The organism is Streptomyces sp. NPDC059874, from assembly GCF_042731135.1.
Taxonomy (GTDB): Bacteria; Actinomycetota; Actinomycetes; order Streptomycetales; family Streptomycetaceae; genus Streptomyces.
This window is the reverse complement of record NZ_JBHWJY010000008.1, coordinates 1-20,213: the sequence shown is the minus strand read 5'-3', so window position 1 is coordinate 20,213 and position 20,213 is coordinate 1. Positions and strand designations below refer to the sequence as shown.

Annotated in this window: 18 protein-coding genes and 1 tRNA gene; 13 read left to right on the top strand and 6 right to left on the bottom strand. The window is 72.7% G+C overall.

Annotation, left to right across the window (positions count from 1 at the left end):
* Positions 1–58 precede the first annotated feature (58 nt).
* The 3 genes from ACFV9H_RS06955 to ACFV9H_RS06945 all read left to right on the top strand — a co-directional run bounded on the left by ACFV9H_RS06955 (position 59) and on the right by ACFV9H_RS06945 (position 4,287).
* Positions 59–1,006, top strand: coding sequence for a hypothetical protein (locus ACFV9H_RS06955; protein ID WP_385394358.1), 948 nt, complete (start codon positions 59–61; stop codon positions 1,004–1,006).
* A 75-nt stretch (positions 1,007–1,081) separates the two neighbouring features.
* Complete coding sequence (locus ACFV9H_RS06950; RefSeq protein WP_385394356.1) at positions 1,082–2,629, top strand: APC family permease; 1,548 nt, start codon at positions 1,082–1,084, stop codon at positions 2,627–2,629.
* A 218-nt stretch (positions 2,630–2,847) separates the two neighbouring features.
* Positions 2,848–4,287, top strand: coding sequence for an amino acid permease (locus tag ACFV9H_RS06945; RefSeq protein WP_385394353.1), 1,440 nt, complete (start codon positions 2,848–2,850; stop codon positions 4,285–4,287).
* Here ACFV9H_RS06945 and ACFV9H_RS06940 read toward each other — a convergent pair.
* Positions 4,276–5,784 carry a serine/threonine-protein kinase gene (locus ACFV9H_RS06940; RefSeq protein WP_385394628.1) on the bottom strand — a complete coding sequence of 503 codons (1,509 nt, stop codon included), beginning with the start codon at positions 5,782–5,784 and terminating at the stop codon, positions 4,276–4,278. The two genes, ACFV9H_RS06945 and ACFV9H_RS06940, sit on opposite strands and share 12 nt — an antisense overlap.
* A 159-nt stretch (positions 5,785–5,943) precedes the next feature.
* Positions 5,944–6,028 (bottom strand) — tRNA-Leu (locus ACFV9H_RS06935).
* A gap of 167 nt (positions 6,029–6,195) precedes the next feature.
* On the opposite strand from ACFV9H_RS06935, the gene ACFV9H_RS06930 reads away from it, so the two are divergent.
* From ACFV9H_RS06930 to ACFV9H_RS06920, 3 genes are all read left to right on the top strand, one after another.
* Positions 6,196–7,521 (top strand): M20/M25/M40 family metallo-hydrolase, encoded by a 1,326-nt coding sequence (locus ACFV9H_RS06930; RefSeq protein WP_385394351.1) that lies wholly within the window; start codon positions 6,196–6,198, stop codon positions 7,519–7,521.
* A gap of 137 nt (positions 7,522–7,658) precedes the next feature.
* Positions 7,659–7,892 carry a chaplin gene (locus ACFV9H_RS06925; protein ID WP_376679469.1) on the top strand — a complete coding sequence of 78 codons (234 nt, stop codon included), beginning with the start codon at positions 7,659–7,661 and terminating at the stop codon, positions 7,890–7,892.
* Positions 7,893–8,030: 138 nt separating this feature from the next.
* Positions 8,031–8,765, top strand: a complete 735-nt coding sequence (locus tag ACFV9H_RS06920) for a chaplin family protein (RefSeq protein ID WP_385394348.1) — start codon at positions 8,031–8,033, stop codon at positions 8,763–8,765.
* Positions 8,766–8,824: 59 nt separating this feature from the next.
* On the opposite strand, the gene ACFV9H_RS06915 is transcribed toward ACFV9H_RS06920, so the two are convergent.
* Positions 8,825–9,013 carry a DUF5703 family protein gene (locus ACFV9H_RS06915; RefSeq protein WP_385394346.1) on the bottom strand — a complete coding sequence of 63 codons (189 nt, stop codon included), beginning with the start codon at positions 9,011–9,013 and terminating at the stop codon, positions 8,825–8,827.
* A 47-nt stretch (positions 9,014–9,060) separates the two neighbouring features.
* Between ACFV9H_RS06915 and ACFV9H_RS06910 the strand changes: the two genes are divergently transcribed.
* A complete protein-coding gene (locus ACFV9H_RS06910) occupies positions 9,061–9,702 on the top strand; it encodes a hypothetical protein (RefSeq protein WP_385394343.1) in 642 nt (213 codons plus the stop codon).
* A gap of 72 nt (positions 9,703–9,774) precedes the next feature.
* Here ACFV9H_RS06910 and ACFV9H_RS06905 read toward each other — a convergent pair whose 3' ends face one another.
* Both ACFV9H_RS06905 and ACFV9H_RS06900 read right to left on the bottom strand, forming a co-directional pair.
* Entirely contained in the window at positions 9,775–11,970 is a 2,196-nt protein-coding gene (locus ACFV9H_RS06905) for an ATP-binding domain-containing protein (protein ID WP_385394625.1), read from the bottom strand.
* A gap of 356 nt (positions 11,971–12,326) precedes the next feature.
* The gene (locus tag ACFV9H_RS06900; RefSeq protein ID WP_385394341.1) at positions 12,327–13,310 is read right to left on the bottom strand and encodes an aldo/keto reductase; all 984 of its coding nucleotides are present in this window, start codon (positions 13,308–13,310) and stop codon (positions 12,327–12,329) included.
* A gap of 100 nt (positions 13,311–13,410) precedes the next feature.
* On the opposite strand from ACFV9H_RS06900, the gene ACFV9H_RS06895 reads away from it, so the two are divergent.
* Together ACFV9H_RS06895 and ACFV9H_RS06890 are read left to right on the top strand one after the other, a co-directional pair.
* A complete protein-coding gene (locus tag ACFV9H_RS06895; protein WP_385394338.1) occupies positions 13,411–14,460 on the top strand; it encodes an LLM class F420-dependent oxidoreductase in 1,050 nt (349 codons plus the stop codon).
* A gap of 188 nt (positions 14,461–14,648) precedes the next feature.
* On the top strand, positions 14,649–15,437 hold the full coding sequence (locus ACFV9H_RS06890; RefSeq protein WP_385394335.1) for a ferritin-like domain-containing protein: 789 nt from the start codon (positions 14,649–14,651) through the stop codon (positions 15,435–15,437).
* Positions 15,438–15,464: 27 nt separating this feature from the next.
* On the opposite strand, the gene corA is transcribed toward ACFV9H_RS06890, so the two are convergent.
* Positions 15,465–16,457: a magnesium/cobalt transporter CorA gene (gene corA, locus ACFV9H_RS06885; RefSeq protein WP_385394333.1), complete on the bottom strand. Its 993-nt coding sequence runs from the start codon at positions 16,455–16,457 to the stop codon at positions 15,465–15,467.
* A gap of 128 nt (positions 16,458–16,585) precedes the next feature.
* Here corA and ACFV9H_RS06880 point away from each other — a divergent pair, with 128 nt between their 5' ends.
* From ACFV9H_RS06880 to mshC, 4 genes are all read left to right on the top strand, one after another.
* Entirely contained in the window at positions 16,586–17,296 is a 711-nt protein-coding gene (locus ACFV9H_RS06880; RefSeq protein WP_385394330.1) for a histidine phosphatase family protein, read from the top strand.
* An 88-nt stretch (positions 17,297–17,384) separates the two neighbouring features.
* A complete protein-coding gene (locus ACFV9H_RS06875) occupies positions 17,385–17,975 on the top strand; it encodes a DUF3090 domain-containing protein (protein ID WP_384753110.1) in 591 nt (196 codons plus the stop codon).
* Entirely contained in the window at positions 17,939–18,781 is an 843-nt protein-coding gene (locus ACFV9H_RS06870; RefSeq protein WP_385394327.1) for an SCO1664 family protein, read from the top strand. The genes ACFV9H_RS06875 and ACFV9H_RS06870 overlap by 37 nt, the downstream gene beginning before the upstream one ends.
* 109 nt (positions 18,782–18,890) lie before the next feature.
* A complete protein-coding gene (mshC, locus tag ACFV9H_RS06865) occupies positions 18,891–20,120 on the top strand; it encodes a cysteine--1-D-myo-inosityl 2-amino-2-deoxy-alpha-D-glucopyranoside ligase (RefSeq protein ID WP_385394325.1) in 1,230 nt (409 codons plus the stop codon).
* The last annotated feature ends 93 nt before the right edge of the window (positions 20,121–20,213 follow it).

The following is a 20,213-nucleotide window of genomic DNA, read 5'->3' as shown; positions in this document are numbered from 1 at the left end:
CGGGCTCGCTCACCGGCGTGATCCCCCGACTGCCCGCGTCCTGGAGGGAAAACCGCGGATGTCCCCGCCTCCGCCGCCCCTCGGCCGCGCCCGCAAGCGGGACGCCCAGCTCTTCGACCCGGCCCTCTGCGACGCCGAACTCGTCGACGTGCGGACCCAGTTCACCCAGGGCCGCTGGGCGAAGGCCCGCTCCCTCCTCGTCAACACCGGTGACGACTGGGACCGCCGCGGCCACCGCGTCGTCGTCCTCGCCGAGACCCCCGCCGCCACCGCCTGGGCCCGCGAATGGCTGCTCGCCGAACCCGGCAGCGCCGACGCGGCCACCCTCCTCGCCTGCGCGGCCGTCTTCCGCGCCCTGCGCCGCAAGGACACCCCGGCCGCCGCCGAGGAGGCGTGCCGGCGCGCCGCCGCCCTGCTCCCGGCCGACCCCACCCCCTGGCTCGGACTGCTCCTCCTCTCCCGGGTCTTCGGCACCGAGGAGGAGTTCAGCCGCCACTTCGACCAGGTCCGCGCGCGCCACCGCGAGCACCACCACGCCCACCACCTGATGGTCGCCAAGCTCGCCGAACGCGCCCCCGGCGCCGGCCACGACCCGCTCCACGAGGTCTACGACTTCGCGTCCTGGGCCGCCGAGGAGGCCCCGGCCGACTCCCCGCTCGCCGTCCTGCCCGTCATCGCGCACGCCGAGCGCTACCGGGTGCTCGCCGCCACGCACGGCCACACCTTCGGCAGCGCCACTCAGCACTGGTCCGGCCGCCGGGCCCGCCAGGTGCTGCGCGCCGCCTTCGACTGGTGGCTGGAATGGGAGCGCGAGGACCACCCCCGCAACCGGGTCGACCTCAACTTCCTCGCCCACGCCAAGCTCTGCGAGGGCCGCCCCGCCGAGGCCGCCGCGCTCTTCCACCGCATCGGGAGCCACGCGACCCCCGCCCCCTGGTCCTATCCGGACCGGGACCCGCACAAGGCCTTCCTCGCCGCGCGCGGCGCCGCGCTCGGCACCGCCTGAAGGCCCCGCCCGACCGCTCCACCTGACCGCACCGCCCGACCGCCCCGCCAAGCCCCCTTCCGAAAGGACCCCGCCATGCCGACGGGCAGCTCCCCCACGCTCCAGGACCCGGCCGAGATAAGAACGTACAAGGGGACGGACCGCGCCCTGCGCGCCGACCGCCTCGGTACCGCCGGCCTGCTGCTCTCCGTACTCGCCGCCAGCGCGCCCCTGATGGTCGTCGCCGGTGTCATGCCCACGACCTTCGGGGTCATGGGCATCGTCGGTCAGCCCCTGCTCTTCGTCATCCTCGGCGTCGTCCTCGCCCTCTTCAGCATCGGCTACGCCGAGATGAGCCGGCACGTCCACAACGCCGGTGCCTTCTACGCGTACATCGCCCGCGGCCTCGGCCCCACCGCCGGCGCCGGAGCCTCCCTCGTCGCCCTCGTCGCGTACAGCGCCATGCAGGTCGGCGTCTACGGAATCCTCGGCTTCGAGGTGTCCGGCCTCTTCGCCACCTACCTGGAGATCGAACTCGCCTGGTGGATACCCGCCCTGGCGGCCGTCGCGATCACCGGCGCCCTCGGCTGGCTCAAGATCGACCTCAACGCCAAGGTCCTCGGCGTCCTCCTCCTCATCGAGTGCGCCCTCGTCGTGATCTTCGACGTCTCCGCCCTCGCCGAGCCCGGCTCTGAAGGCCTCTCGCTCCACGCCTTCAACCCCGAGACCCTCGGCGGCGCCGGCCTCGGCACCGCGCTCTGCTTCTGCATCGCCGCGTTCGTCGGCTTCGAGCAGTCCCCGGTCTACGCGGAGGAGACCAGCAGGCCGCACATCGTCGTCTCGCGGGTGATGTTCCTCGCCGTCGGCTTCGTCGCCCTCTTCTTCGCCCTCAGCGCCTGGGCCCTCACCGTCGCCACCGGCCCCTCCGAAGTCGTCAAGACCTCCGCCGAGGCCGGCCCGGGACTGCTCTTCCAGCTCACCGGCGACCGCCTCGGCACCGCCTTCACCGACGTCCTGCACGTCCTCTTCGTGACCGGCATGTTCGCGGCCATGCTCAGCTTCCACAACGTCGTGGCCCGCTACGCCTTCGCCATGGGCCGCGAGGGCCTGCTCCCGGCCGCCTTCGGCCGGACCAACGCCGGCACCGGCGCCCCCGGCACCGGCTCCCTCCTGCAGACCGCCGTCTCCGTCGTCGTGGTGATCGCCTTCGCCGTCACCGACGACATGCCGACCGGCGACCCCACCGCGCCCGTCCTGCACCTCTTCACCTGGATGGGCAGCGTCGGCGCCCTCGGTGTGACCCTCCTCATGGCCGCCGCCTCGTTCGCCGTCATCGCCTTCTTCGTCCGCCGCGGCACCGCCGGCGCCCAGGTCTGGCGGCTCGTGGCGGCCGGCGCCGCCGGTCTCGCCCTGCTCGCCATCGCCGTCTGGACCGTCAAGGACTTCGGCGTCCTGGTCGGCGCCGAGGAGGGCTCCGCGCTCAGCTGGATCCTCCCCGGCATCATCGGCGCGGCAGCCGTGACCGGCCTGCTGTACGGAGTGGCGCTGCGCCGCGGCCGCCCCGAGGTGCACGCCCGCATCGGCCTGGGGAACGAGGCCTTCCGCCTCGACCAGGCCGCCTCGGAGGCCACCCCGGGCAACTAGCCTCGCCGCCTGGCTTTCCAGCGCCTTCGAAGCCCCCGACGTCCCTTTCCAAGGTCGTCGGGGGCTTCGGTGCGTAGAGGTGCGTTTTTGGCGGGTGGCGGACCCTCATGGTCTCCTGGGGCGATCAAATCACCCGGACCGTCGTACAGGGGACACCACCCCGCTCTCCCGCCCGCCGGTCCGGGCTGCCTGTCCACCCCACGAAGGCGAAGTCGTACATGACCGACCGCACCCTGGCCGAGGCCCCCGCCGAGCCGTCCCCGCGTCACACCGACGCCGGTGACGAGGGCTACAGCAAGGACCTCAAGTCCCGCCACATCAACATGATCGCGATCGGCGGAGCGATAGGCACCGGCCTGTTCCTCGGCGCCGGCGGCCGCCTCGCCGGCGCCGGCCCCTCCCTCGCGATCGCCTACGCGGTGTGCGGCGTCTTCGCCTTCTTCGTCGTCCGGGCCCTCGGTGAGCTCGTCCTGTACCGCCCCTCCTCCGGAGCCTTCGTCTCCTACGCCCGTGAGTTCATGGGGGAGAAGGGCGCCTACACGGCCGGCTGGCTGTACTTCCTGAACTGGTCCACGACCACCGTCGCCGACATCACGGCCGCCGCGACCTACGCCCACTTCTGGTCGATGTTCACCGATGTCCCCCAGTGGGTCCTCGCCCTCATCGCCCTCGCCGTCGTCCTCACCGCGAACCTGATCTCGGTGAAGTACTTCGGCGAAATGGAGTTCTGGTTCTCCCTGGTCAAGGTCGCCGCCCTGGTGATCTTCCTGATCGTCGGCATCTGGCTCGTCGCCACCAGCCACGAGATCGGCGGGCACACCCCCGGCCTCGCCACCATCACCGACAACGGCGGCATCTTCCCCGCCGGAATGCTCCCCATGCTCCTGGTCATCCAGGGCGTCGTCTTCGCCTACGCCTCCGTGGAGCTGTGCGGAGTCGCCGCCGGAGAGACCGAGAACCCCGAGAAGATCATGCCGAAGGCGATCAACTCGATCATGTGGCGCGTGGGCCTCTTCTACGTCGGCTCCGTGGTCCTGCTCGCGCTCCTGCTCCCGTACACCGAATACAGCTCCGACCAGAGCCCCTTCGTCACCGTCTTCGACAAGCTCGGCATCCCCGGCGCCGCCGGCATCATGAACCTGGTCGTCCTGACCGCGGCCCTCTCCAGCCTGAACTCCGGCCTCTACTCCACCGGCCGCATCCTGCGCTCCATGGCCATGTCCGGCTCCGCGCCCCGCTTCACCGCCCGCATGAACAAGGGCAAGGTCCCCTACGGCGGAGTCCTGTTCACCGCCGCCTTCGGCCTGGCAGGCGTCGCCCTGAACAAGTACATGCCCAAGGACGCCTTCGAGATCGTCCTCAACTTCGCCTCGCTCGGCATCCTCGGCACCTGGGCCATGGTCATGCTCTGCTCGCTCCACTTCTGGCGCCGCGCCAAGCAGGGCCGCGTCCAACGCCCCGCCTACCGGCTGCCGTGGGCCCCGTACACCCAGCTCGTCACGCTGGCCTTCCTCGTCACGGTCCTGATCCTGATGTGGTGCGACGGGGGAGTGGGCCGCACCACGGTCCTCTTCGTCCCCGTCATCGCCGCCGCCCTGGTCGGCGGCTGGTACCTGGTCCGCCGCCGGGTCGCCGAGATCGCCGCGTCACGCGCCTGACGCCGGTACGAAGGAGTCGAGCGCCGCGTCGAAGTGGCCGCGTGCCTCACCGGCCCGCCCGACGGGCGCCGACACCCACACGTCGTACAGCACCCCACCCTGCTCCCAGCAGAGGTCGAAGGTGTGCCGCGCGCCCTCGGCGCGGGTGAAACCGTCCCAGGTGAACTCCCACAGCGCGGCCGGCTGCCCGTCGTGGGTCGTCGGCACGACCTTGTTCTCCCGGTAGCCCGGATTGGTCTGCGCGCCGTTCCCGTCGGCGGTCCGCATCACGGCGAGCGGACCGCCCGCGGGCGCCGGCGTCACCGTCTTGATCCCGATGCGCACGGCCCCGTCCGGCGACCCGTAGAACACCCGCTGCTCGTCGGTGGTGCGCCGGTACCCGGCCGGTACGGCCAGGCTGAAGCCCCGTGCGTCGGACACGACCTGGTACCCGGCGGGCGCGGGCCTCACGGACCGGGAGGGCGCGGCCGACAACGCCGGGGCCGAGGCCGGGGCCGAGGCCGGGGCCGAGGACGCCGGAGCCGAGGCCGGCGATCCGGTCGCGCCCGCCGTCGCACCCGCCCTCTTGTCGTCACCGAGCAGCGAGGTAGCGGTCACCGTGCCGCCGACCGCCGCGACGAGCAGCGCCGCGATCAGCCCCACCCGGAACGCCGCCCCGCGCCGCCGGGACTCCGCGGGCAGCGCCTCGGCCGGCCGGGTGGCCCGCTCGGTCGGCGTGTACCCACCGGCCGGCGCTGGCGCCGACCCGTCCCCGCCCACGGCCCCGTCCGCCGCGCAGGCGGACAGCAGCCGCGCCGCCTCCGCCGCGTCCAGCCGCCGCTGCGGATCGCGTTCCAGCAGACCTCGTACGACCGGACCGAGCGGCCCCAGCCGGGCGGGCGGCCGGATCTCGTCGAAGACGACCGCGTGCAGCACGCCGCCGATCGAATCGCGGCGGAACGGAGACTCACCGCTCACGGCCGCGCACAGCAGGACGCCGAGCGACCACAGATCGGCCGCCGGACCGGCCTCCGCACCCTGCATCCGCTCGGGCGCCGTGTACTCGGGCGAGCCCACGAAGGCCCCCGAATCACTGATGGTCGTGGCCCCCGCGAGCCGCGCGATCCCGAAATCGGTGAGCACGGCCCGACCCGTCCCCGCCTCCAGGAGCACATTGGCCGGTTTCACGTCCCGGTGCAGCACACCGCGGGCGTGCGCCGCGCTCAGGGCCCCGAGCAGCGCCAGCCCGATCCCGGCGGCCTCGGCAGGGGCCACCGGCCCGGTGGCGGCGAGCCGGTCAGCCAGCGAACCGCCGTCGACGAGCTCCATCACGATGAAGGGGACCCCGTCGTGCTCGACGGCGTCGTGCACGACCACGACGTGCGGATGCCTGATCTGCGCGACGACCCGCGCCTCCCGCAGGGGGGCCACGGCCTGCGTGCCGGCGTCGAGATGGAGCTCCTTCACGGCCACCGGCCGCCCGAGCCGCTCGTCGACGGCCCGCCACACGGTCCCCATGCCACCCCGGCCCAGCCGCTCCTGAAGCCGGTAACGGCCACCGATCACCGTGCTGTTGCCCGGCCCGTCCTGCGCCACGCCTTTTCCCCCTGTCCGCCGATCAGGGGCCATGATGCCGTAAACGCGAAGAACCCCACCGAAGTGGGGTTCTTGCTCTTGTGTCCGAGGGGGGACTTGAACCCCCACGCCCGATAAAGGGCACTAGCACCTCAAGCTAGCGCGTCTGCCATTCCGCCACCCGGACAAGGTGTCTGTCTCGCGTCCCTCGCGGGCCGTTCCGACGTGGAAAACATTACCAAACATTCCGGGGTCCTCGATCACACCCCCCGTGGCCGGGGATCTCCCTTGGGCAGAGCGGCCCGGAGCGGGAGGATGGGGGCAGTTCGGTACTGATCAGTGGGAGGAAGCAGCGTGAGCGAGTCGAGCGCGGGCAGGACCGTCTCCGGCGAGGACGAGGTCGTCGACCTCTGCCGGGACCTCATCCGGATCGACACCAGCAACTACGGGGACCACTCCGGCCCCGGCGAGCGCAAAGCGGCGGAGTGGGTCGCCGAGAAGCTCGCCGAGGTCGGCCTGGAGCCCCAGATCTTCGAGTCCCACAAGGGGCGGGCCTCCACGGTCGCGCGGATCGAGGGCGAGGACCCCTCACGGCCGGCGCTGCTGATCCACGGGCACACCGACGTGGTTCCGGCCAATGCCGCCGACTGGACGTACGACCCCTTCGCCGGCGAGATCGCCGACGGGTGCGTGTGGGGACGCGGCGCCGTCGACATGAAGGACATGGACGCGATGACGCTGGCCGTCGTGCGCGACCGCATGCGCAGCGGGCGCAAGCCCCCGCGCGACATCGTGCTGGCCTTCCTCGCCGACGAGGAGGCCGGCGGCATCTACGGGGCCCGGCACCTCGTCGACAAGCACCCGGGGCTGTTCGAAGGCGTCACCGAGGCGATCGGCGAGGTCGGCGGTTTCTCCTTCACCGTGAACGAGAACCTGCGCCTGTACCTGGTGGAGACCGCCCAGAAGGGCATGCACTGGATGCGGCTCACGGTGGAGGGCACCGCGGGCCACGGCTCCATGACCAACAACGACAACGCCATCACGGAGCTGTGCGAGGCCGTGGGGCGGCTCGGCCGCCACCAGTGGCCGGTGCGCGTGACCAAGACCGTACGGAGCTTCCTGGACGAGCTCTCGGACGCGCTCGGCACCCCGCTGGACCCGGACGACATGGACGCCACGCTCGCCAAGCTGGGCGGCATCGCCAAGATGGTCGGCGCGACGCTGCGCAACTCGGCCGCCCCGACGATGCTCGGCGCCGGCTACAAGGTCAACGTCATCCCCGGCCAGGCCACCGCGCACGTGGACGGCCGCTTCCTGCCGGGCTACGAGGACGAGTTCTTCGCGGACCTCGACCGGATCCTCGGCCCGCGCGTGAAGCGGGAGGACGTGCACGGGGACAAGGCCCTGGAGACGGACTTCGACGGGAAGCTGGTGGACGCCATGCGGGGCGCCCTGCGCGCCGAGGACCCGATTGCGCGCGCGGTCCCGTACATGCTCTCCGGAGGGACGGACGCCAAGTCCTTCGACGACCTCGGCATCCGCTGCTTCGGCTTCGCGCCGCTGCAGCTGCCGCCGGAGCTGGACTTCGCCGGGATGTTCCACGGCGTGGACGAGCGGGTGCCGGTGGACGGTCTGAAGTTCGGTGTTCGGGTACTCGACCGATTCATCGACAACGCCTGACGGCGAAGAATCGGGAAGGTGTGCGGATTCCACTGAGAAGAGTGAATGCGCTCATACGCTCGTAGCCCCGGTGATCCCTCCTCGTTACAGGTGTTGCGGTCCGCGGCTGGGACCGCATTTGCCTACTAGGAGGAACAATGATCAAGAAGGTTGTCGCCGCTGCGGCTGCCACCGGTGGCCTGGTTCTCGCGGGTGCGGGCCTGGCCCACGCCGATGCCGGTGCCCAGGGCGCGGCCATCGGTTCGCCCGGTGTCCTGTCGGGCAACGTGCTCCAGGTTCCGGTCCACATCCCGGTGAACGTGTGCGGTAACACGGTGAACGTCATCGGCCTGCTGAACCCGGCCTTCGGCAACACCTGCGTCAACGCCTGACGCGTCTGAAGTCTTGGGCCCCGGAGCGCGTTCCAGCGCTCCGGGGCCACCGGGCTTTCAGGCCCCGATTCTTCTCATCTTCGGCGCGAACAGGCAGGGGAGCCTGGCCGAAACGTACACACCAGGGGACGAGTACAAATGCGACGACGACCGGCACAGGCCACCAGGAAGACCCTGATCACCATGGCTGCCGCGGGGGGTGTCCTCGCCCTGGGCGGGGGGTACGCGCACGCGGACTCCGGCGCCTCCGGGCACGCCGGGAACTCTCCGGGCGTGCTGTCCGGGAACAACGTGCAGGCGCCCGTGGACGCACCGGTGAACGTCTGCGGCAACACGATCTCCGTGATCGGACTGCTCAACCCGGCCTTCGGGAACCACTGTTCCAACGACTCGGACCAGGGAGGCAAGCCGGGTCCGGGCAAGCCGGCGCCGGGCAAGCCGGGGCACCCGGGCGGGCCGGGTGAGCCGCCGTGCGACGACCACGAGCCGGGGAACCCGGGGACGCCGGGCCACCCGGGGAATCCCGGCACTCCAAGTCAGCCGGGTCAGCCCGGTCAGCCGGGCACGCCCGGCAATCCCGGTACGCCGGGCGGTCACACCCCGGGCAATCCCGGCACGCCGGGCGGTCACACCCCGGGCACCCCCGGGACCCCGAACCAGCCCGGTCATCCCGCCAACCCCGGCACGCCGGGTAGCGACGCCTCCTCCACCAGTGGCGCCGTAGCGGATGGTTCCGTCACACCCGCCACACCGCCGGGGACGAGCCTGGCCGCCACCGGCACCGGAGACGTCCTCACGGCCGGCCTCCCGCTCGCCGGGGGACTGCTGCTGGCCGGGTCCGTGCTCTACCGGCGGGCCCGCAACGCCACCTGACGGATGGTCACGACCGTCCGCGACGCGGGCCCCGACCCCGGGGCCCGCGTCACCGAACGTCACCAGGTCGCGCGGACCTGACGGATGATCCGGCGGCGCAATCGCACACGGCGGCTGCCGTCCCGGTGCAGAGTCAGCCGGTCGAGCTCCCAGTTCCCGTACTCGGCATGATCGGTCAGCAGGCGGGTCGCCTCCTGGCGGGGCACCCCGCGAGGCACGTACACGTCGACAAATTCGTATTCCGGCATCGCATCTATTGTGCGGGCAGAGCCCTGCTACGGATAGCGTCTGCTCTATGTCTGATGCCGCTCTGCCCACTGTTGCCGAGGTACGTGCCGCCGCCGAGGCGGTAAAGGCCGCCCTCGACCGTCACCTCGCCGCGGTCGAGCGCAGGACCGGGGACGAGGACCCCGAGGTCTACGCCGCCTTCAACGAACTCGCCGCCGCCGCCGAGGAGTACGACGAACTCCTCTACGACCGCTACGACGAGGTCACCCCGTTCGAGATCCCGACCCCCGAGGACGGCGTCCCGTACGGCGGGCCCGCCGAGCCCGCCGCGTTCAGTGTGTTCATCCGCCGCGACTACGCCGTCGTCGAACCGCCGCGGCTGATCGCCCAGGCCGAACGGGTCGCCGCGCACGACCGCGACGCCGAACTCGTCCACGGCGGCACCGCCGGCGCGCTGGGCGTGCTCTTCGGGGAGTACGAACCCGACGAGATCGCCTCCCGTTACAAGGAGTTCGGGCTGGAGGAAGGCGACTCCACGCTCTGGATCGCGGCCTCGGAGGAGATGGCGGAGCCGGGGGAGTGGCTGGTCTCGCCCTTCGGACACACCGATCCCGAAGACGTCCTGCACCGGTTCGACGTCAGCTCCGTCTTCGACGAGGAAGTCGACGAGTTCGACGAGGACGAGGAGCCCGGGCTGACCCCGGCTTGATCCCCGCTCGATCCGTACCGGAGGCCGTGGCCCCGCCCTGAGCGGCGGAGCCGCGGCCTCCGGTCGTTCCCGCTACTCCGGCTGCGCCGCCGACGCCGCCGCGAGCGATGCCAGCAGGCCCGTCAGACGCGTCGTACGGGGCTTCGGCAGCACCTCCGCGACCGCTCGCGGCAGTGCCTGGTCGACGCCGTGCACCACGGAGAGGTGCCGCTCGGCGCGCCCGAACGCCGTGTACACCCAGTCCCGCGACAGGGCCTGTGCCGCATCACCCGGCAGTACGACGACCACCGCGGGCCAGCGCGCCCCGACGGCCTGGTGCGCCGTCACCGCCCAGCCGTGCCGCACCTGGGACTCCACGAGCTCCTTCGGTACGACGACCCGCGCGCCGGCGCGGTCCAGGTGCAGTCCCGCCGCGTCGGCCGACACCACCCGGGCCGGCAGGGCCCGCCCGGGCGAGGGCACGTGGACGACCCGGTCGCCGGGGTCGAAGCCGCCGAAGCGGCCGGGGCCGGGGTTCAACCGCTCCTTGAGCGCGGCGTTCAGCGCACGGGTGCCGGCGGAGCCGCCGTGGCCCGGGGTGATCACCTGCACGTCGTCGGCCGCGATCCCGAAGGCCCGCGGCACGGACTCGGCCACCAGCTGCACGGAGCGGTGCACCGCCTCCCCGGCGTCGCGCACCGGGACGATGACGACCTCCTTGCCGGGGGCGTCGACCTGGGCCAGCTCGCCGATGCCGATCCCGGAGACGAGCTCGCCGAGGGGGCCCGGGTCCGGGACGCGGGAGACCACCTGGGGGCAGACCCGGGCCGCGAGCAGATCGGCGAACACCCGCCCGGCCCCGGCCGATCCGAGCACGCCGGGATCGCCGGACAGGACCAGCCGGGCGCCGTCCGGGACGGACTCCACCAGTGCGGCGGCCGTCTCCACGTCCAGCTGCGGGGCGTCCAGGACGACCAGCAGGTCCAGCGCGAACTGCCCGTCCGCGTCCCGGCCGGGGCCCTCCGCGCCCGACAGCAGGCCGGCGACGGTCACGCCCCGCGGGGTGGGCGCGTGCGCGGCGAGGCAGGCGCGCAGGCCGAGCTCGCGGGCCGCCGCCAGCAGGGCGAGCGGTTCGGCGCGGGCGGCCTCGCCGCCGGTGTGGGTGACCAGGCCGTGGCCCGCGACGGCACGGATCAGGTCGGCGCCGGTGCCCTGGCCGGCGGCGGCCGCTTCCCAATCGGCCGGGCTGTCGAAGGTGTTGGCCAGCCGCGCCAGGCCGTCGGCCAGGCTCTCCTCCGCCATGGCGGAACCCTCCAGGCCGACGAGCACGCGTACGGGCGGCTCCTCGTCCTCATTCGCGGGCGGGCCCAGCGGCTCGTGGAAGACAAGTACCGAGCCCTCGGCGATGGCCTGCTCCAGGGCCTCGGCCGGATCCGGCACGCCGTACTGGACCAGGGCCTTCTCCAGGACCGGGGCCTCCAACGCGGTGTGGCCCTTGAGCCCGGCCTGCGCCAGCAGCCAGCCCACCAGGGCGGTGGTGCGGCGCTCGTCCCCGGGACCGGCCTCGGGGCCCAGCAGTGCGCGGGCGAAGCCGTCGGCCTGGGTCGGGCGGACGGTGGGGGCGGCCAGCAGCCGCCAGGGGTTCTCGGCGAGCTGCTCGGCCGCGCCGTCGCCGAGCGCGGTCGCCGCGGGCGCGGCCAGTGCCTCCGGGGCGCCGCCGCGGGCCAGCACGGCCCGTACGGCGTCGACGTCCGCGGGTGTCGCCGCGGCCGCGGCGGGTGCGGGCCGCTGCGGTGGGGTGGGCGCGGGTGCGGGGGCCGCCCTGCGCGGGGCGGCTGCGGCGGGGGCCTCGTCGAAGTACACGGCCGGGGGCTTCGCGCCGCTCTCCACGGCCCGTACGGCGGCCAGCAGGTCGGCGGCCTTCCCGCTGAGCTTCGCGCCCGCCTCCACGGGGCCGCCGCGCTCGGCCTTGCGCTTGGCGATGCGCTCGCGCTCGATCTTCTGCGCGGCCAACTCGGCTGCCGCCTCGCTCAAAGCGGGCGCTGCCGCCTCGCCGGCCACGCTCTCTTCCCCCTCCGCGCCCGCGGAACCGGTGTCGCGGTCCTTGGCCTCCGCCTCGGTGCCCGGTTCGCGCTCCGCACCCGTGGTCTCCGGGTCCGGACCCGCCGCGTCCGCGGACTCGGCGCCCGCCTCCCCGGCCGGCTCCCCGGCTCCGTCGGCGCCCTCCGGCGCGTCTGCCGTGAGCCGCTCGCCGGGCTCGGGGGTGGGCCCTGCGGGGCTTTCCCCCACCCCGCCCCTTCCCGAAACCGGTGGCTCCGCCCCCGGCCCCCCGTCCTCGGCCTGAGCCCCAGCGGCTTCGGCCTCCGGCCCTGCGGCTTCGCCGCCGTCCTCGGCCCGCGGCCCGCCGTTCTCGGTCGTGCCGTCGCCCGCGGCCTCCGGCCCGGCGGCATCGGCTTCGCCGTTGGGCCCGTCCCCGGCCTCCGGCCCCCCGGCCTGCGGTCCGCCGTGCGCGGCTTCGCCGTCCGGCCCGGCCTGTGGCCCGCCGTCCTCAGCCGTGCCGTCGCCCGCGGCGTCCGGCCCGCCGACGTGCGGCCGCTCGGCTGCGGGGTCTTCCGCGTCAGCGGCTTCGGCTTGGCGGTCCGTACTCACAGGGTGCTCCAGTCCTGATCGGGGTAGCGGTGCACGGGCGCCGAAACGTCGTCCAGCGCCTGGCAGATCTCCTCCGGAAGACTAAGCGCCTCCACCGACAGTGCCGCCGCGAGCTGCGCGGACGTCCGCGCGCCAACGATCGGCGCGACCACCCCCGGCCGGTCGCGGACCCACGCCAGGGCCACCTGGAGCGGGGTCACGGCCAGACCGTGCGCGGCCGTCGCCACCGCGTCCACGATGCGGCCCGCCGCGTCGTCCAGGTACGGGGCCACGAAGGCGGCCAGGGACTCCGACCCGCCCCGGGAGTCCGCCGGGATGCCGGAGCGGTACTTGCCCGTCAGGACCCCTCGCCCCAACGGGGACGAGGGCAGGAGCCCGACGCCCAGGTCCAGCGCCGCCGGGAGCACCTCGCGTTCCACGCCCCGCTGGAGGAGGGAGTACTCCATCTGCGTCGACGCCAACCGGGTACGCGCCCCGGGCGCCGCCAGCTGCCAGGTCGCCGCCTTCGCGAGCTGCCAGCCGCTGAAGTTGGACACCCCGGCGTACCGGGCCCGCCCGCTGCTGACCGCCAGGTCCACGGCGTGCAGGGTCTCCTCCAGCGGAGTCGCCGGGTCGAAGGCGTGGACCTGCCAGAGGTCGACGTAATCGGTGCCCAGCCGGTCCAACGAGGCGTCGAGCGCGGCGAGGAGGTGCCCGCGCGAGCCGTCGAAGCGCCGGTCCGGGTCGGGCACGCTGCCCGCCTTCGTCGCGATCACCACATCCCGGCGCGGGATCAGCCCGCCCACCAGCTGCCCGAGGAGGTACTCGGCCTCCCCGCCGCCGTACACGTCCGCCGTGTCGACGAGCGTGCCGCCCGCCTCCCAGAAGGTCTTCATCTGCTCGGCGGCGGCTTCCTCGCCGGTATCGCGGCCCCAGGTGAGGGTGCCGAGGCCGATCCGGGAGACGCGCAGTCCGGTGCGGCCGAGATGCCTCTGCTCCATGAGCGCTGAGACTACTGGGGCGCTGACGAATGGGACCCGGGCGCGCTACAGTCCCCGCACATGCACGTTACTGATCGGTAAATCGGTAAGGGGACGACATATGCGGCTCGGCATCAATCTCGGCTACTGGGGTGCGGGCATGGACGCCGACAACCTCGCCGTCGCGCAAGAGGCCGACCGCCTCGGCTACGACGTCTGCTGGGCCGCCGAGGCCTACGGATCGGACGCCCCGACCGTGCTCGCCTGGGTCGCCGCCCAGACCGAGCGCATCGACGTGGGCTCCGCGATCCTGCAGATCCCCGCGCGCCAGCCCGCCATGACCGCCATGACCGCGGCCACCCTCGACTCCCTCACCAAGGGCCGCTTCCGCCTCGGCCTCGGCGTCTCGGGCCCGCAGGTCTCCGAAGGCTGGTACGGCGTCAAGTTCGACAAGCCCCTCGCGCGCACCCGTGAGTACGTCGAGATCGTGCGCAAGGCCATGAGCCGCGAGCGGCTCAGCTACGAGGGCGAGCACTGGACCCTGCCCCTGCCCGGGGGCCCCGGCAAGCCGATCAAGCTGACCGTGCACCCGGAGCGCGAGCACATCCCGCTCTACATCGCCGCGATCGGGCCGAAGAACCTGGAGCAGACCGGCGAGATCGCAGACGGCGCGCTGCTGATCTTCCCGGCCGCCGAGCACCTGGAGGAGACCGCCCTGCGCCACATCCGCGCGGGGCGCGAGAAGGCCGGGCTGACCATGGACGGCTTCGACGTCTGCCCGACCGTGCCGCTGGCCCTCGGCGACGACGTGAACGCGCTCGCGGACATGTTCCGCCCGTACACCGCCCTGTACGTGGGCGGCATGGGGAGCCGCAAGCAGAACTTCTACAACCAGCTGGCCCAGCGCATGGGCTACGAGAAGGAAGCCGCCGAGATCCAGGACAAGTACCTGGCGGGCGACAAGACCGGCGCGGCCGCCGCCGTCCCGCACTCGCTGATCGACTCGACCACGCTGCTCGGCCCGGTCGAGCGGATCGCGGACGGGATGCGGGCCTACGCGGAGGCCGGGGTCACCACCCTCACCCTCGCCCCGGCCGGCTTCACCCTCGACGAGCGGATCGCGGCCCTGCGCGCCGGCACCGAGGCCATGGAGCTCGCCGGACTGGCCTGATCCGGACTGAAACGCCTGCGGCCGTGGTGGGGGCTCGGGGGGTCTTCCCCGCCACGGCCGACACCGCCATCAACGCTCCGGGCGCCCGTCGGGTTACGCACCCCGGGCCATCGCCCCGTTTCGTTCATTCGGACGAGTAGCGGGAGCCCTCGGTTGCCCGCCCGCGCGACCGGGGTTTGACTCGATGCATGCTCTCTGCCCGCAGCCTGTTCCAGGAGATCGTCGACAACGACGACACCTTTCAGCTGTTCTGCTCCATCGCCGCCAGCGGGGAGACCCAGGGCGGCTGGGAGAACAGCCGTATCGCGGCCCTGGTGCCCGACGGCATGCGCGACCTCGCGCCCAAGATCACCCGGCACGGCGCCGACGAGGACAAACACGGGCGGATCTTCAACGCCCTGCTCCGCAAGCGCGGCCTGCCGCCCGTCCCCGTGCCGCCCGAAACCGACTACACGATGCTCCTGGAACGCGCCGGCATCGGCCTCGCCCACGAGAAGCTGCGCCGTGACGAGCCGCTGACCGAGCGGGACATCGTCGTCTACCTCTCGCACAGCCGCGTCACCGAACAGCGCGCCGCCGACCAGATGGACATGCTGGTCAAGAACTTCGGGGACCACCCCGAACTGGGCAAGGCCATCCGCATGATCAGCCACGACGAGGACAACCACCTCGCGTACTGCCACGAGGAGTTGCTGCGCCTGGCCCGCGAGGGGCACGGCCGCACCATCCAGCAGGTGCTGCGGGAGAGCGCGCTCGTCGAGATCCGCGTGTACCGAGACGTCAGCCTCGCGGTCATGTCCCACATGGGACGCCTGCTGAACTGGCCCGCGCCCAAGGCGGCCGCACTCGCCGCGGGCATCCGGGGCATGCACGCGTACGAGCGCTTCAGCGGCTGGCACCGGATGGTCGGCCTGCAGATGCCGCAACGGCGCGACGCACTCGGCGGCGCACCGACCGCCGCACCCGAATTCGCCTAGCCGGAGCGGGCCCCGGGAGGCGGCCCGCTACAGCCAGCCCCGGCGTTTGAACATCCGGTGCAGGCCCAGACACGCCGCCACCATGACCACCAGCACCGCCGGATAGCCCCAGGTCTGCTTCAGCTCGGGCATCTCGTCGAAGTTCATCCCGTAGATCCCCGCCACCATCGTGGGGACGGCCGCCATCGCCGCCCAGGCCGAGATCTTGCGCATGTCGTCGTTCTGCCGGACGCCCATCTGCGCAAGATGCGCGGCGAGCGCGTCCGACAGAAGCCGGTCCAGCCCCTCGATGTACTCGTTGGCCTTGGTCAGGTGGTCCGCGACATCGCGGAAGAACGGCTGCGAGTGCTCGTGGACGAAGGGCACCTGCCCGAACGCCAGCCGGTCCATGGGCTGGAGCAGCGGGCTCGTCGCCCGGCGGAACTCCAACACCTGCCGCTTGAAACCGTAGATCCGGGCGGCGGTGTTCTTGGTGTCCGAGGCGTTCGGGGCGAAGACCTCGGCCTCCAGCTCCTCCAGGTCCCCCTGGAGCTCGGCCGCCACCTCGATGTAGTGATCCACCACCGCGTCGGACACCGCGTAGAGCACGGCCGTCGGACCGTGCCGCAGCACGTCCGGCTCCTGCTCCAGCCGGCGCCGCACGGCGGCCAGCGGGGCCCCCTCGCCGTGCCGGACCGTGACCACGAAGGAGTCGCCGATGAACACCATCAGCTCGCCGGCGGTCACGGTGTCCGTGTCGTCGTCGTACATCACCGGCTTGAGAACGACGAACAGCGAATCGTCGTAGACCTCCAGCTTCGGGCGCTGGTGCGCGGTCAGCGCGTCCTCCACCGCCAGCGCGTGCAGGCCGAACTCCTGGCGGACGTGGTCGAATTCCTTCTCCGTCGGCTCGTACATGCCGACCCACAGGAAGGCGTCACCGGTCGCCCGCGCCTCGTCGAGCGCGTCGGAGAAGTCCTCCGGTCCCTCGGTGCGGCGGCCGTCCCGGTAAATCGCGCAGTCCACTATCACGCGGGGCATTCTTCCCTGCCCGGGCCCCGCCCGCACTCCGGCGACACCGCGCGGCGCCGTTCCCGCCGGGGCCCAGGCCGTCTCGCCGGCTTGACCGGCAAGATCCGAAAGAGACGACCTAGCCTAGGCTGTACCCCATGGCCACGCTGATCCTCGTACGACACGGGCGGTCCACCGCCAACACCGCTGGGCTGCTCGCCGGATGGACCCCGGGAGTGGCCCTCGACGAGCGCGGCGCCGGGCAGGCCGCCGCGCTGCCCGGACGGCTCGTCGGCGTGCCGCTCGTCGCCGCCGTCACCAGCCCGCTGCAGCGCTGCCGGGAGACCCTGGCGCCGCTCATGGCCGCCCGGCCGGAGCTGGAACTGCACACCGACGAGCGCATCGGCGAATGCCACTACGGCGACTGGTCGGGCCGCAAACTCTCCGAACTCGCCGACGAACCCCTCATGAAGATCGTCCAGCAGCATCCGTCGGCGGCCGCCTTCCCCGGCGGCGAGTCCATGCGCGCCATGCAGGCCCGCGCCGTGGAGTCCGTACGGGAATGGAACACGCGCATCGAGCAGGAGCACGGCGGCGACGCGATCTTCCTCATGTGCTCGCACGGCGACATCATCAAGTCCCTTGTCGCGGACGCCCTCGGCATGCACCTGGACCTCTTCCAGCGCATCCACGTCGACCCCTGCTCGGTGACCGCGATCCGGTACACGCCGACCCGGCCGTTCGTGTTCCGGCTGGGCGACACCGGGGACTTCGGGTCGCTCGTGCCCGGCGAGAAGGCCCCTACGCCCGACAAGGCCGCCGAGGACGCCGGGAACGCCGTCGTGGGCGGCGGCGCGGGCGCGGCGTGATCGAACGGCGCAGTAGGGTGGACTGGCCATAACAAAGAGCACAGCCACGCGCCGAGCTCCCCCTGCCGCCGAGACTTGGAGACTGGACGTGCCCCGTCAGGTGTTCCTCTACGACCCCCCGGACCGCTTCGTGGCCGGCACGGTCGGTCTGCCGGGACGCCGTACGTTCTTCCTGCAGGCCTCCGCCGGCCCCCGCGTCACCAGCGTCTCCCTGGAGAAGACCCAGGTCGCGGCACTGGCCGAGCGGATGGACGAGCTGCTGGACGAGGTCGTACGGCGCACCGGGGGCAACGCACCCGTCCCGGCCGTCGCCCCCGCCGAGGCCGCCGACACCGCACCCCTGGACGTCCCCGTCGAGGAGGAGTTCCGCGTCGGCACCATGGCCCTGGCCTGGGACGGCGAGGAACAGCGGATGATCGTCGAGGCCCAGGCTCTGGTGGAACTCGACGCCGACTCCGACGAGGACCTCGCCGAGGCGGAGGAACGGCTGCTCCAGGACGAGGAGAACGGCCCGCCGATGCTGCGGGTCCGCCTCACCGGCGCCCAGGCCCGCGCCTTCGCCAAACGGGCCCTGGACGTGGTCAACGCAGGCCGCCCGCCGTGCCCGCTGTGCAGTCTGCCGCTGGACCCGGAGGGCCACGTGTGCCCGCGCCAGAACGGCTACCGGCGCCAGGCGTGAGCACCACGGGGGAGCTGGAGGAACTGCTCGCCAACGGCGAGCTGAGCGTCGTCGGCCGGATCCGGGAGGCGTCCAACGCCGTCCTGCTGTGCACCGTCACGCACGAGGGCGTGAGCGTCGACTGCGTGTACAAGCCCGTCAAGGGCGAGCGGCCCCTGTGGGACTTCCCCGACGGCAACCTCGCCCAGCGCGAAGTCGCCGCCTACCTGGTCTCCGAGGCCACCGGCTGGGGCCTGGTGCCCACCACCGTGCTGCGCGACGGACCGTACGGCGAGGGCATGGTCCAGCAGTGGATCGAAGCGGCGGAGGAGGACAACCCGGCCGCCGGGCTCCTCGCCCTCGTCGACGGCGAGGAGGCCGGGGAGGGCTGGAAGCCCGTCGCCTTCGCCGACGTCGGAGAGGGCCGCACCGCCCTGCTCGTACACGCCGACGACCCGCGACTGCGCCGGCTCTCCGTACTCGACGCCGTGATCAACAACGGCGACCGCAAGGGCGGCCACCTGCTGCCCGCGCCCGACGGACGGCTCTACGGCATCGACCACGGCGTCAGCTTCCACACCGAGGACAAACTGCGCACCCTGCTCTGGGGCTGGGCCGGGGAGCCGCTGACCGACGAGGCCCGCGACGTGCTGGCCGCGCTGACCGGCCGACTGGCCGAGGGAGCCCCCCTCGCCACCCGGCTGGCCGAACTGATCACCGTGGTCGAGCTGGCCGCCGTACGGGAGCGAGTGGACCGGCTGCTGCGCACCGGCATCCACCCGCAGCCCTCGGGGCAGTGGCCGTCGATCCCCTGGCCGCCGGTCTGAACCGGCCAGTACGACACGCACAGAATCGGCCAGAGCACAAGAGTGCCGATCAAGACAACAGTGCAGGTCCGGTTCGTTTCCGGAACACCCGTCCGGTTAGGCTCGACACATGCATGCCTGGCCCGCTTCTGAGGTCCCCGCCCTTCCTGGCAAGGGCCGCGACCTCCAGATCCACGACACCGCGACCCAGGGGACGATCACCCTCGCCCCCGGTCCCGTCGCCCGTATCTACGTCTGCGGCATCACCCCGTACGACGCGACCCACATCGGTCACGCGGCGACCTACAACGCGTTCGACCTCGTACAGCGCGTGTGGCTCGACACCAAGCGGCAGGTCCACTACGTCCAGAACGTCACGGACGTGGACGACCCGCTCCTGGAGCGGGCGCTGCGCGACGGCCACGACTGGACCGAGCTCGCCGAACGCGAGACGGCCCTCTTCCGCGAGGACATGACCGCCCTGCGGATGCTGCCCCCGCAGCACTACATCGGCGCCGTCGAGGCCATACCGGGCATCGTGCCCCTGGTGGAGCGACTGCGGGACGCCGGCGCGGCGTACGAGCTCGAAGGTGACGTCTACTTCTCGGTGGAGTCCGACGCCCACTTCGGCCAGGTCTCCAACCTGGACGTCGAGGCCATGCGGCTCCTGTCGGCCGAGCGGGGCGGCGACCCCGAGCGCCCGGGGAAGAAGAACCCCCTGGACCCGATGCTGTGGATGGCCGCCCGACCCGGCGAGCCGAGCTGGGACGGCGGCTCGCTGGGCCGCGGCCGGCCCGGCTGGCACATCGAGTGCGTCGCCATCGCGCTCGACCACCTGGGCATGGGCTTCGACATCCAGGGCGGCGGCTCCGACCTGGCGTTCCCGCACCACGAGATGGGCGCGTCGCACGCGCAGGTGCTGACGGGCGAGTTCCCCATGGCCAAGGCGTACGTGCACGCGGGCATGGTCGCGCTGCACGGCGAGAAGATGTCGAAGTCGAAGGGCAACCTGGTCTTCGTCTCCGCCCTGCGGCGGGCCGGGGTCGACCCGGCGGCGATCCGCCTCGCACTGCTCTCGCACCACTACCGGGCCGACTGGGAGTGGACGGACTCCGTCCTCGCCGAGGCGCAGGCCCGCCTGGAGCGCTGGCGCGCGGCGGTGTCCCGACCGGACGGCCTGCCGGCCGACGCCCTGGTCGAGGAGGTCCGCGAGGCCCTGTCCCGTGACCTCGACGCCCCCGCGGCGCTGGCGGCCGTCGACCGCTGGGTGGACGCGCAGAACGCCTCCGACGGCGACGACGAATCGGCCCCCGGCCTGGTCTCCCGCACGGTCGACGCGTTGTTGGGCGTAGCCCTGTAGCCGTCCGCGGACCGTGCACCGGGGGCTCCGCCCCCGGACCCCCGCGCCTCAAACGCCGGCGGGGCTGGAATTGCGCTTCGCGCAACCCAGCCC